Consider the following 12828-nt stretch of genomic DNA (forward strand, 5'->3'; position numbering starts at 1 on the left):
GTGAGTACGAATCTTCCTACGCCCTCACGGTGATCCGACTGTGGACCTGTGGGGCCGACCTTCATGGCGAACCTCACCCGACCTGAGAATTGGATGGGTTTCCTATGAGAGCTTCTGGAGAAGTCTGCCGAGACTGTGATGAGCACCAGTCGGACTGCCAGTGTCCGGGTGGACCCAACACCTGACAGGACGTGCCCCGGGCAGTTCCCATGCCCGGGGCGCGGTTGTCCACAGGGGGGCACGAGCGTCGTGGGAAAGTCGTAGGCTCGGGAGATACCACCCGACCTACGACCCTCATGGGGGCACCCGAACCATGGCCGACTCCTTCGCACATCTGCACGTCCACACCGAGTACTCCATGCTCGATGGGGCCGCGAAGCTGAAGCCCCTCTTCAAGGAGGCGGCGAGGCTGGGGATGCCGGCGGTCGCCATGACCGACCACGGCAACATGTTCGGCGCCTACGAGTTCTACCAGCAGTCCAAGGGGACCGGGGTCACGCCGATCATCGGCATCGAGGCGTACGTGGCGCCCGAGTCGCGGTTCCACAAGAAGCGTGTGTTCTGGGGTCGCTCCAGCGGGTCGGACGACGTGTCCTCCGAGGGCGGCAAGGACATCTCCGGCGGCGGCCGCTACCTCCACATGACGATGCTGGCGCAGAACGAGACCGGGCTGCGCAACCTCTTCCGGATGTCCTCGCTGGCGTCCATGGAGGGCTACTACATGAAGCCCCGCATGGACCTGGAGCTCATGCAGGAGTACAACGAGGGCATCATCGTCTCCACGGGCTGCCCGTCCGGCGGCGTGCAGACACGGCTGCGGCTGGGCCAGGAGAAGGAGGCCATCGAGTACGCTGCCGGCCTCCAGGACATCTTCGGCCGGGACAACGTCTTCCTGGAGCTGATGGACCACGGTGTGAGCATCGAGAAGGAGGTCCGCGACGGCCTCCTCAAGGTCGGCCGCGAGCTGAACATCCCGCCGCTGGTCACCAACGACTCCCACTACGTGTACGAGAACCAGGCGGCGGCGCACGACGCCCTGCTGGCGGTGGGCGTGGGCAAGAACCTGGACGATCCCACCCGGTTCCGGTTCAACGGCTCGGGCTACTACCTCAAGACCGCCGACGAGATGCGCGGCATCCTCGACTTCGACGAGTGGAAGCAGGGGTGCAAGAACACCCTGCTCATCGCCGAGCGCGTCGATCCCAACGCCTACGACAACGTTTTCGCCGAACGCGACCTGATGCCGGTCTTCCCCGTGCCCGACGGCGAGACGCAGGCCTCCTGGCTGGCCAAGGAGGTGGAGCGGCTCATCCCCACCCGTTTCCCGGGCGGCGCTGACGAGGAGGTCCACAAACGGATCCAGTACGAGCTGGGCATCATCAACGAGATGGGCTTCCCCGCCTACTTCCTCGTGGTCGCCGACATCTGCCAGTACGCGCGCAAGAGCAAGATCGCCCTGGGGCCTGGACGTGGGTCCGCCACCGGGTCGATGATCGCCTACATCCTGGGCATCACCGATCTCGACCCGATCGAGCACAGCCTCCTGTTCGAGCGGTTCCTCAACCCCGAGCGCGTGTCCATGCCCGATGTCGACCTGGACTTCGACGAGCGTCGGCGCGGGGAGATGATCGAGTACGTCACGCGGCTGTACGGCGAGGAGTCCACCGCGCAGATCCTCACCTTCGGCACCATCAAGGCCAAGGCCGCGATCAAGGACTCCACCCGTATCCTGGGCATGCCCTACTCGGTGGGCGACCAGATCACCAAGGCGTTCCCGGCCGCGGTCGGAGGCAAGGAGATCCCGCTCGAAGCGGTGTTCAACACCGAGCACGAGCGGTACGGCGAGACCACCGAGCTCCGCAGCCTGGTCGACAACGACCCCCAGGTCGCCAAGGTGATGGAGACCGCGCGCGGCATCGAGGGACTGACCCGCGGCACCGGCGTGCACGCGGCGGGCGTCATCCTGTCCAAGGAGCCCCTGCTCGACGTCATTCCGCTGCACAAGCGGGACAACGACGGGGCCATCATCACGGGATTCCCTTTTCCTCAGTGCGAGGAGATGGGCCTGCTCAAGATGGACTTCCTGGGCCTGCGCAACCTGACGGTCATCGACGACGCGGTCAAGAACATCAAGGAGGCCGACGGGATCGACATCGATCTCCCCACGCTCCCCCTGGATGACCCCAAGGCCTACAAGCTCCTCGCACGCGGTGACACCCTGGGCGTGTTCCAGCTGGACGGCGGCGCGATGCGCAACCTGCTCAAGCGGATGGAACCGAAGAAGTTCGGTGACATCGCCGCTGTACTCGCCCTGTACCGTCCCGGTCCGATGGCCGCGAACGCGCACAACGACTACGCCGACCGGTCGAACGGGCGCCAGGACGTCACCCCGATCCACCCGGAGCTGAAGGACGCCCTGGAGCCGATTCTGGGAGAGACCTTCCACCTGCTCGTCTATCAGGAGCAGGTCATGGCCATCGCCCAGCAGCTGGCCGGCTACACGCTGGGCGGCGCCGACCTCATGCGCCGCGCGATGGGCAAGAAGAAGAAGGAGGCCCTGGAGAAGGAGGAGGTCAAGTTCTTCGAGGGGGCCAAAGAGCGGGGCTTCTCACAGGAGGCCATCCAGGCCCTGTGGGACGTCATGCTTCCCTTCTCCGGCTACGCGTTCAACAAGTCACACACCGCCGGGTACGGGCTCGTCTCCTACTGGACCGCCTACCTCAAGGCCAACTACCCCGCTGCCTACATGGCGGCGCTGCTCACGTCCGTGGGTGACGACAAGGACAAGATGGCGGTCTACCTGGCGGAGTGCCGGGCACAGGGCATCAAGGTGCTCCCCCCGGACGTCAACGAGTCGGGTCTGCGCTTCACACCGGTGGGCAAGGACATCCGCTTCGGCATGGGCGCGGTCCGCAACGTCGGCGCCAACGTGGTCAACTCCATCGTCAAGACCCGCACGGAGAAGGGCAAGTACACGTCCTTCACCGACTTCCTGGCCAAGATCGAGCTGGCGGCCTGCAACAAGAGGGTCATCGAGTCGCTGATCAAGGCGGGCGGGTTCGACTCGCTCGGCCAGCCGCGGCGTGAGCTGTACCGCCACCACGAGACCGCGGTCGACGGCATGATCAGCTCCAAGAAGCAGGAGGCGCACGGCCAGTTCGACCTGTTCGGCGGTGCGGAGGAGGGCGGCGACTCCACCCCTATCGGCCTCAACATCAACTGGGGGGACGAGGAGTGGGACCGCAAGACCAAGCTGGCGTTCGAGCGGGAGATGCTGGGCCTGTACGTGTCCAGCCACCCGCTGGCGGGGGCGGAGCGCGTCCTGGCGCGGTCGCGGGACACGTCCATCGCGCAGATCGTCGCCGGTGACCTGGGCCGCGAACGCGGTGAGGTGCGGATCTCCGGCCTGATCTCCAAGGTGGACAAGCGCACCAACAAGGCGGGCAACCAGTGGGCCATCGCCACGGTGGAGGACCTGGACGCCTCCATGGAGGTGCTGTTCTTCCCCAAGACCTACCCCCTGTACGTGGAGGCCCTGCTGGAGGACACGGCGGTCACGGTCAAGGGCCGCCTGAACGACCGGGACGGCACGTGGTCGATGTTCGCCTCGGAGATGTCGATCCTGGACATCTCGCACATCACCGAGGGTGAGCCGCCGGTGCTGCTGACCGTGGACGAGAAGCGCCTCACCCCGGACCTGGTCGTCGACCTGCGCCAGGTGCTGGCCAGCCACCAGGGGGCGACGCCGGTGCGGATCAGGGTGGACAACCCGGTCCGGTCGAGGATCTACGCCGTGGACCGCTACTCGGTGCGGATCTCCCCGGAGTTCAACGGCGAGGTGAAGAGCCTGCTGGGGGCGTACGCGGTCGACTACTGACCCCGAGCGACCAGGATCCCCGTGAGCCGCGCTGTGCGGCCCACGGGGATTCTTCTGTGTCCGGGACTTGCCGGAAGAGAGTTAACGATATATCTTTGAGCTATCAGAACAGAGTAGACAGTCTCTCTGTATCGATAGAAGGAGAACAGCATGAGCGCCATGGCACTTCCCGGCCCCTGGTCCTGGAACGCACGCGGCGGACGCTCCGAGCGTGCGCGGCGTCCCTGGGACCGGCACCCGGCCGACGCACACCAGGGCCCCCACCCGCACCCCCACCCGCACGAGTACGGACACGAGCACGGCGGCGACCGGGCGCAGTTCGGACCGCCGCCGCCCCCGCCGCCTCCCGGAGTCCCGCCGGGAGGCGGACCCTGGGGAGGGGCGGGAGTCCCCTTCGGGGGCCCGTTCGGCGGTTTCGGGCACGGTCCCGGCGGCCACCGGGGCGGTCGCGGCGACGGGCGCCGGGCCCGGCGCGGCGACGTCCGCACCGGCATCCTGCTGCTCATCGCCGAGGAGCCGCGCAGCGGCTACGAGATCATCCGCGAGGGCCGCGACCGCAGCGGCGGCATGTGGCGGCCCAGCCCCGGGTCCGTCTACCCGATGCTCCAGCAGCTGGAGGACGAGGGCCTGGTCGCACAGGAGGAGGGGGAGGGGCGCCGCCGCCCCTACCGGCTCACCGAGGAGGGCATCGCCTACCTGGACGAGAACGGCGCCGGGCTCACCCCGCCCTGGGAGGCGGGTGCGGACGCCCATGCGGACAGCCGGTCCCGCTACGAGGAGATCGGCGGCCTGGCGTACCAGCTGGCGGCGGCCGCCGCCCAGGTCGCCCAGGCGGGCACCGACGACCAGCTGGACCGCGCCAAGCGGCTCCTGGCCGAGGCGCGGCGCAACCTCTACCTGATCCTGGCCGAGGAGGACACCGCCCCGGAGCCGGACCCCGGGGAGGACGCCGGCCTCTGAGCCGGGGACGCCGGGGGCCCGTGGACACGACCCTGGGTTTCCAGCGGTCGGCACGGGCCCTCCGCGGTCCGGCCCCGGCCCCGCACTACTCGCCGGTCACCCCGTCGGCGAGTTCGCGCAGCAGGTCCAGGTGCCCGTTGTGGCGGGCGGTCTCCTCGATCATGTGCACCAGGACCCAGCGCAGGGTGGTGGGCTCCTCGTCCTTCCGGGCGGTGGCGGCCACCGCGTCCAGGTCGAGCCCCGCGGTGATCTCGCGCGAGCGCGCGCACTGCTCCTCGTACTCGTCGAGCAGCAGGGACAGGGGGAGCTCACTGCCGCGCCGCCACTCGGCGTCGGGGTCCCCGGGGGTCGCGTGCCCGTTCTCGGGCAGGCCCATCAGGAGCTTCTCGAACCAGGCGTGCTCCACCCAGCGCAGGTGCGAGACCACGGCGCCGACGCTCATCAGCGGCGACGTCGGAAGCGGGGTGGCGGAGGCGTGCCCGGGGGACAGGCCCACGCACTTGGCGTGCACCGTGGCGCGGTGCCACTCCAGCCACGTCGTGAGCATGGTGCGTTCGTCGGCCGCCATGGGCGGATCGACGCGGCCGGGGGCGGTCAGGGGGACGTTCTCGTCGTTCATCCCCGTATTGTCCGGTCGGCGCCCCTCGCGCGCCAGCGCATTTCCGGAGGCGCCGGCCCCGGTTCGGGTGACCGGGGACGGGGTGGGCTCCGGGGGCGCGCCCCGGCCCTGTCCTACTGCCCGGTCACGCCGTCGGCGAGTTCGCGCAGGACGTCCAGGTGCCCGTTGTGGCGGGCGGTCTCCTCGATCATGTGCAGGAGCACCCAGCGCAGGGTCGGCTGCGGCCGCGAACGGCGGGCCGACGCCCCCAGCTCCAGCCTCGCGGTGATCTCGCGCGAGCGCGCGCACTGGGCCGCGTAGTCGTCGAGCAGCCCCGTGAGCGGCAGCTCGGCGCCGACGCGGAACTCGGCGTCCGGGTCCTCCAGCGAGTACGGCGCCCGGTCGGCCTGGTTGAGCATCACCACCTCGAACCAGAACGCCTCCACCCACCGCAGATGGGACACGAGGCCGCCCGCGGTCATCAGCGGAGAGGTGGGGAGGGGAGCCGCCCCCGACAGCTCCGAGGCCAGACCGGCGCACTTGAGGTGGACCGTGGCGCGCTGCCTGTCCAGATAACTGGTGAGCATGGTGCGCTCGTCGGCCGCCAGGGGAGGATCGACACGCCGGGGCGCGGGTGCGGCCGGAGGGCTGTTCTCGTCGCTCATGCCGGTATTCTCCGTTCCGGCTATGCCCTGTATCCACTGGTTTTCCGGGGTGGGACCGGGACGGGGTGAGGAGAGTTGGGGAGATGACGGAGCAGAACCGCGCGGACGGGGCGGCGCCGCTACGACAGCTGGCCGTGGGGGCGTGCGTCTTCGGGGCCCTGGTTCTGCTGGGCGCGCTGCTGGGCCTGGTGTGGTGGCAGTTCGCGCCCCGCGCGGAGGGCACCGCGCTGGGCGACGGGCAGGTCTTCACCGGCACCACCGAGGACGTGTTCGCCGGTGAGGGCTACTTCGTCGTCATGACCGCGCTCGCCGGCCTGGCCACCGGGTACGCGGCCTACATGGTCCAGTTCCCGCTGGCCCGGCGACGCCTCCAGGACCTGCGCCTGGCCGTCCTGGTCGCGGGTTTCCTGGGCGCGGTCGCGGGCGCCCTGCTCACCTGGCGCGTCGGGGTGGCACTGGACGGCGGGGTCCACGCCGCCGTCGGGGCGGCGGAGTCCGGCGCGACGGTCGTGACCGGGCTCCACCTGGACGCGACCGCGTTCCTGGTGGCCTGGCCCTTCGTGTTCGTGCTCCAGTACGGCCTGCTCGACGCGGTCAGCATCGTGCGCCGCGACCTGCCCGGCGTCCCCCCGCCCCCTCCCGCGCCGCCCGAGGGGGCGGCGGAGGGGGCCGTCGGGCAGGAGGGCGGGGACCGGACGCCGCAGGACGGCGGTCGGCCCCCGGCGCCCCCCGCCCGCGGTGCGCCGGTCGCGGTCGAACGCGACCCGTCCGGACCGGAGGGCACCGGGCGCTGACCCCCGGCCGCGTGCGCCTCAGAGGGGCCGGACCGAGTCCTCGTACATGGCGTCGAGGAGGTGCCGGTACTTGGCCTCGATCGTCCTCCGCCTCATCTTGAGACTGGGGGTGATCTCGCCCTCCTCCACGGTCAGGTCGTGGGGGAGGACGGTGAACCTCTTGACCGTCTCGTGCCGGGGCAGACCCCTGTTCAGCTCGTCGACGGCCTCCTGGACCATCTGCCGCACCCGGGGCTCCGCGGTCAGTGCCGTGTAGTCGAGGTGGCCCAGTCCGTTCTCGGCCGCCCACACGCCGACGGCCTCGGGGTCCAGGGCCACCAGCGCGGTGCAGTAGGGGCGCCTGTCGCCGTGCACGACCAGGTTGCTCACGTAGGGGCACAGCGCCTTGAAGCGGCTCTCGATCCCCTGCGGCGCGACGTACTTGCCGCCGGACGTCTTGATGAGCTCCTTCTTGCGGTCGGTGATCCGCAGGTGTCCGCCCTCCAGGACGCCGATGTCGCCGGTGGCGAACCATCCGTCCGGGCCGAGCGCCTCCTCGGTGGCGCCGGACAGGTTGTGGTAGCCGCGCATCACGCACCCGCCGCGGATGAGGATCTCGCCGTCCTCGGCGAGCTTGACCTCCGTGCCGGGCATGGGCAGGCCCACGGTGCCGAACCGGACCGAACCCGGCCGGTTGAGGAACGTGCCCGCACTGGTCTCGGTGAGGCCGTAGCCCTCCAGGATGAGGATTCCGGCCCCGTAGAAGAACCGGCCGATCTCGGGGGAGAGCGGGGCGCTGCCGGAGACGAAGAACTTGAGGCGCTCCCCGAAGCGCGCCCGCAGCCTGGAGAACACGAGCCGGTCCGCCACCCGGTGCTGGACGGCCAACAGGCCGGTGGGCGTCCGCCCCTCCTCCTTCTCGCGGGCGACCCGGTCCGCGACCCCCGCGGCCCACCGGAAGATCCGGTACTTGGCGGCGCCGCCCTCCGCGGCCTGCATGACGACCCGGTTGTACACCTTCTCGAAGATGCGCGGCGCGGCCGCCATGAAGGTGGGCTGCACGATCGCCAGGTTGTCCACGATCTTGTCCACCCGGCCGTCCACGGCGGTCCTGAAACCGATCCGCAACTGGCTGACCTGCATGAGCTTGCCGAAGACGTGGGACAGGGGCAGCCACAGGTACTGGACGTCGTCGGGGGTGAGCATCTCCCAGCCCTGCCCGCGCAGCTCCTCGTCCAGGTCCTGGACCGCCTGGGCCTCGTACAGCCAGTTGGAGTGGTCCAGGCGCACGCCCTTGGGCCTTCCGGTGCTGCCGGAGGTGTAGATGAGGGTGGCCAGGTGGTCGGGCCGGACCGCCGCGACGAGTGCGTCGAACAGGCCGGGTCTCTCCTCCCGGAGCTCCGCGCCCAGGGCGGACAGCTCGTCCAGGGTGATGACCCAGTCGCCGTCCCCGTCGCCGTCGAAGACGACCACCTTGGACACGCCGGGGATCTGCGCCCGCTGGTCGACGAGCTTGGCGACCTGTGCGGCGTCCTCGGCGAAGACCACCATGCTGCCGGAGTCGGAGAGGATGTAGGCGCAGTCGGGCGGGGTGCTGGAGGGGTAGACGGTGGTGGAGGCGCCGCCGGCGCAGAGGATGGCCAGGTCGGCGAGGATCCACTCCATCCGGGTGCCGGAGGCGATGGCGCACCGCGCCTGGGAGGTCACTCCCAGGGAGTGCAGGCCCAGCGCGAGGTCGCGCACGCGGTCGAGGGTCTGGGACCAGGTGAGGGTCTCCCACTTCTCGGGAGCGCCGCTCGGGTCGGGGACGGGATGGCTGAACGCCACGGCGTCACCGGACTCGGCGACGCGGTGGGTGAACATACCGGGAACGGAGGAGAAGGGGGATGTGTTGCCCATTTCACAAAGCTACCCTCGGGTAGGTAGCCCGGCAACAGCCCCTCCGCGGGCCTTCCCGGACGTCGGCCCCGGCGGGGAGGGAACGTGGCAGTCCGCTGCGGTGCGTCGCCGCGCCCCGCCCCCGCGCCGGCCGCCGCCCGTGGCCGGACCGGTGTCAGCCGGCGCAGATCGGGGCGGTGACCGCCTCGGTGAGCGCGATCAGGTCGTTCGGGCGCAGCTCCATCTGCAGGCCGCGCCTCCCCGCCGAGACGTAGACGGAGGCCAGGTCCGTCACCGAGGAGTCGATCACCGTCCGCAGCCGCTTGCGCTGGCCCAGCGGGCTGATCCCGCCCCTGACGTAGCCGGTGATCCTCTCGGCCCTGTCGGGGTCGGCCATGGCGGCCTTCTTGCCGCCGACCGCGGCGGCGAGCGCCTTGAGGTCGAGCGAGGTGCTCACCGGGACGACCCCCACCGTGAACACCCCGTCCACCTCGGCGATCAGAGTCTTGAAGACGTGCTCGCGGGGCACCCCGAGCGCGTCGGCGGCGTCGGCGCCGTAGGAGCTCCCCTCCGAGCCGCCGTCCACCTCGTAGGGGTGCAGGGTGTAGGTGGTCTTGGTCCGCCCGGCGGCCACGGTCGCGGGTGTGGCTTTTCCGCTCATCGGAATTCCTGGTTCCTGTCTGCGCGCGAGCGCGCGGATGTGCGTCGACGGTCCGCGCGAAGCGTCCGGGCCGGTCCCGGGCGGGCCGCGCCGGCCGCACCTGTCCGTACAGCAGGCTAGACCCGGACCCGCGCGCCCCACGAGGGGACCTGCGGGGAGGGGCGGGCCCCGGTGGCGGGGTGCGGATCGCCCCGCCCCGGGTCAGTTGAAGGAGACGCCGTTGCTGAGGAAGGGGCCCGCGGGCAGGTTGGGGAGGGTGGGGGCCGCCACGATGCGGTTCTCCCGGCGCAGGAACCTGGCCGCCACCGCCAGCCGTGTCGCGGCGTCCTCCGCCTCCAGCATCCGCTGCTTCTCGGACTGGTCCAGCACGACCGACGCGGCCACGGAGTACGACAGGGCGATGGGGTCCTTGGGCAGTTCCGGCGCGGAGTCCGGCGACATCCCGATCGACGCCAACCGCTGGGAGTAGGTCCCGAACAGGTCCCGTACGTGCTCGGCGTGCTCGTCGGCGTCAGGACCCAGGGGCTCGGGCAGGAACGACACCGAGGCGGTCGAGTACACCTCGGGGGAGGAGGCGTCCACCTCGGCCAGGTCGGTGACCGCGAACCGGGCGCCCCCCTCGACCACCAGGTCGTAGCGCCCGTCGTCGTAGGTGCGCACGTTGCGCAGCAGGGCTGTGCAGCCGGTGGCGGCCACCCTGGGGAGCGAGGTCCCCGGACCGCCGATCGTCGGCACCCCGGTGTCGGCCCCGCCCGCGCCCTGGCCCGACTCGGCGGCCACCTCGTGTCCCAGCTCGATCCACACCACGCCGAACCGGCGCGGTCCCCGGTCGTGCCCGGTCACCTCGCTCTGGGCGAGGGCGGGGCCGAGCAGCTCCGAGACCAGGGCCCGGTACCGCCGCTCGAAGACGTGCAGGGGAACGGTCATACCGGGGAACAGGACGGTGTTCAACGGGAAGATCGGCAGTGCCACGGGCATGCCCCCAGTATGCCTCCCTCCCGGCGGGGCGACGGCGTCGCGCGGGTCGGCGCGTCCGGGCGCGCGTACGGCCCGGGGGAATCCCGGCTCGGCCTCGGCCGAACACCGGAACGCGTCCGGGCGCGCGTACGGCCCGGGGCCGGCTCCCGGCTCCCCCCTCGGGAACGGGCGTCCGGGCCCCGGGCCGCACGGGAGGCGGCCGCCCACCGGGCGGCCGCGTGGCCGGAGGGCCGCGCCGGTCAGGAGACCGCGGGGCCCGCGGTGCCGGGAGCGCCCTGGCTCCCGTTGTCCTCGCTGGGCATGTCGCGGGCCACGAAGGTCTCCACGTCGAACAGGTTGCCCTGGGCGCGGTCCACCACGTTGAGGAGCGTCGACATCTTGGCGACCTCCTCGGTCTGCTCCTGGATGAACCACTGGAGGAACTGCTCGCCCGTGTAGTCGTCCTCGTCGCGGGCGACCTTGGCCAGTCTCTGGAACTGGTCGGTCACCTCGCGCTCCTGGCGAAGGGCCAGGGCGACCAGGTCGCGGGGGGTGGAGAAATCGGTCTCGATCTCGTCCACGGAGGGGAGCGCGAACTGGATGTCGCTGTCGAGAAGGAACCGCACGATCATCATCGCGTGGTCCCTCTCCTCCAGGGACTGCTCGTAGAAGACCCGCGCCAGCTGGGGCAGGTCCTGGTCGTCGAACCAGGCGGCGATGGCGACGTACTGGTGCGAGGCCGTGAACTCGTGCCGTACCTGGTCGACCAGGAGGCGGTGGAACTTGGAAAGGCCGATATCGCTGCTCTTGTTCGAAGTCATGGCCCTACGATAACTCATCGATAAGAGTTTTACGAAACGCGCCAAAACGTGTCGCTCATTGTTAGGCAAGCCTTTCTGAAGTCAAATTAGGTTAGGTGTCCCAAAGTTAGGCGACACTTATTCGCGGTATTTGCGGTGGTTGTCGGCCCGGGTCGCCGCGATCGCGTACCCGCCGGTCGCGAAGGTGTGGTGTCCATCATCCGGACGCCGCAGCCCACCGAATGCGCGAGGCCCCCTAGACTGGGCCCGTGATCAGTCGAATCGACCTCCGAGGCACCCAAGGCGACCCGCGCGAAGCCCTTCCGCGCGCGGAACTGGACGTGGCGGCCGCCGCCGACCGCGTACGTCCCATCTGCGAGGACGTGCGCCATCGGGGGACCGAGGCGCTGATCGAGCTCACCGAGCGCTTCGACGGCGTCCGGCTCACCGACATCCGCGTGCCCGCCGAGGCGATCGAGGGGGCCCTGACCGGTCTCGACCCGGCCGTGCGCGCCGCGCTGGAGGAGTCGATCCGCCGCGTCCGCAAGGTCCACCGGGACCAGCGCCGCTCCGACCACACCACCCAGGTCGTCCCGGGCGGCACCGTCACCGAGAAGTGGATCCCGGTCGACCGCGTCGGCCTCTACGTGCCGGGCGGCCGGGCCGTCTACCCCTCCAGCGTCATCATGAACGTCGTCCCCGCCCAGGAGGCGGGGGTGCGCTCCCTGGCGGTCACCTCACCGCCGCAGAGCGACTTCGGCGGGCTGCCGCACCCGACCATCCTCGCCGCGTGCGCCCTGCTGGGCGTGGACGAGGTCTACGCGGTCGGCGGCGCCCAGGCCATCGCCATGTTCGCCTACGGCGCCGAGGGGTGCCGGCGCGCCGACATGGTCACCGGTCCGGGCAACATCTGGGTGGCTGCGGCCAAGCGCCTGCTCAAGGGCGTCATCGGCATCGACGCCGAGGCGGGCCCCACCGAGATCGCGATCCTGGCGGACTCCACCGCCAACGCCGACTACGTCGCGGCCGACCTCGTCAGCCAGGCCGAGCACGACGTCGTCGCGGCCTCGGTCCTGGTCACCCCGGACGAGGCGCTCGCCGACGCCGTCACCGGGCACCTGGAGCGGCGCGTCGCCGCCACCAAGCACAGCGGCCGCGTCCGCGAGGCCCTGTCCGGTCCGCAGTCCGGCATCGTCCTGGTGGACGACCTCGAACACGGGCTCGCGGTCGTGGACGCCTACGCCGCCGAGCACCTGGAGATCATGACCGTGGACGCCCCCGCGCGGGCCGCGCGCGTGCGCAACGCGGGGGCTGTCTTCGTCGGCGACTTCTCACCGGTCTCCCTCGGCGACTACGCGGCCGGGTCCAACCACGTGCTGCCCACCGGCGGCTGCGCCTGCCACTCCGGCGGCCTGAGCGTGCAGACCTTCCTGCGCGGGGTGCACATCGTGGACTACGACCGCGACGCGCTGGCCGACGTCGCCCACCACGTCATCACCCTGGCCGACGCCGAGGACCTGCCCGCGCACGGCGAGGCCGTCGCCGCGCGCACGAACCCGGTGACGGCCTGAGCCCTGCGGCCGACCGCCCGGCGGGAGGGGACAGGGGGACCGCGCGGCCGCACAGGCCGCGGGAGCCCCGCACACCCGCCCGCCCACA

10 protein-coding genes are annotated in these 12828 nt (G+C 70.8%); 4 read left to right on the plus strand and 6 right to left on the minus strand.

The genetic code is table 11. The features are described from left to right. Positions 1–313 precede the first annotated feature (313 nt). Positions 314–3877: a DNA polymerase III subunit alpha gene (gene dnaE / locus ACFQBR_RS02225; protein ID WP_344180818.1), complete on the plus strand. Its 3564-nt coding sequence runs from the start codon at positions 314–316 to the stop codon at positions 3875–3877. A gap of 150 nt (positions 3878–4027) precedes the next feature. After that, complete coding sequence (locus tag ACFQBR_RS02230) at positions 4028–4837, plus strand: PadR family transcriptional regulator (protein WP_344180820.1); 810 nt, start codon at positions 4028–4030, stop codon at positions 4835–4837. An 85-nt stretch (positions 4838–4922) separates the two neighbouring features. Here ACFQBR_RS02230 and ACFQBR_RS02235 read toward each other — a convergent pair whose 3' ends face one another. Both ACFQBR_RS02235 and ACFQBR_RS02240 read right to left on the minus strand, forming a co-directional pair. After that, a complete protein-coding gene (locus ACFQBR_RS02235; protein ID WP_344180822.1) occupies positions 4923–5456 on the minus strand; it encodes a DinB family protein in 534 nt (177 codons plus the stop codon). A 113-nt stretch (positions 5457–5569) separates the two neighbouring features. After that, positions 5570–6100 (minus strand): DinB family protein, encoded by a 531-nt coding sequence (locus tag ACFQBR_RS02240; RefSeq protein ID WP_267945790.1) that lies wholly within the window; start codon positions 6098–6100, stop codon positions 5570–5572. An 83-nt stretch (positions 6101–6183) separates the two neighbouring features. Between ACFQBR_RS02240 and ACFQBR_RS02245 the strand changes: the two genes are divergently transcribed. Beyond that, positions 6184–6894, plus strand: coding sequence for a hypothetical protein (locus ACFQBR_RS02245; protein ID WP_344180824.1), 711 nt, complete (start codon positions 6184–6186; stop codon positions 6892–6894). An 18-nt stretch (positions 6895–6912) separates the two neighbouring features. On the opposite strand, the gene ACFQBR_RS02250 is transcribed toward ACFQBR_RS02245, so the two are convergent. From ACFQBR_RS02250 to ACFQBR_RS02265, 4 genes are all read right to left on the minus strand, one after another. Then, complete coding sequence (locus ACFQBR_RS02250) at positions 6913–8772, minus strand: AMP-dependent synthetase/ligase (RefSeq protein WP_344180826.1); 1860 nt, start codon at positions 8770–8772, stop codon at positions 6913–6915. 154 nt (positions 8773–8926) lie between these two features. Continuing rightward, positions 8927–9412, minus strand: coding sequence for a Cys-tRNA(Pro) deacylase (gene ybaK, locus ACFQBR_RS02255; RefSeq protein WP_267945787.1), 486 nt, complete (start codon positions 9410–9412; stop codon positions 8927–8929). 201 nt (positions 9413–9613) lie between these two features. Then, on the minus strand, positions 9614–10390 hold the full coding sequence (locus ACFQBR_RS02260; RefSeq protein ID WP_267945786.1) for an LON peptidase substrate-binding domain-containing protein: 777 nt from the start codon (positions 10388–10390) through the stop codon (positions 9614–9616). Between the two features lie 239 nt (positions 10391–10629). Beyond that, positions 10630–11190 carry a ferritin gene (locus tag ACFQBR_RS02265; RefSeq protein WP_267945785.1) on the minus strand — a complete coding sequence of 187 codons (561 nt, stop codon included), beginning with the start codon at positions 11188–11190 and terminating at the stop codon, positions 10630–10632. Positions 11191–11438: 248 nt separating this feature from the next. On the opposite strand from ACFQBR_RS02265, the gene hisD reads away from it, so the two are divergent. After that, positions 11439–12740 carry a histidinol dehydrogenase gene (hisD, locus tag ACFQBR_RS02270; protein ID WP_267945784.1) on the plus strand — a complete coding sequence of 434 codons (1302 nt, stop codon included), beginning with the start codon at positions 11439–11441 and terminating at the stop codon, positions 12738–12740. The last annotated feature ends 88 nt before the right edge of the window (positions 12741–12828 follow it).

The sequence above is a fragment of the Nocardiopsis tropica genome (assembly GCF_042660575.1).
Taxonomy (GTDB): domain Bacteria; phylum Actinomycetota; class Actinomycetes; order Streptosporangiales; family Streptosporangiaceae; genus Nocardiopsis; species Nocardiopsis tropica.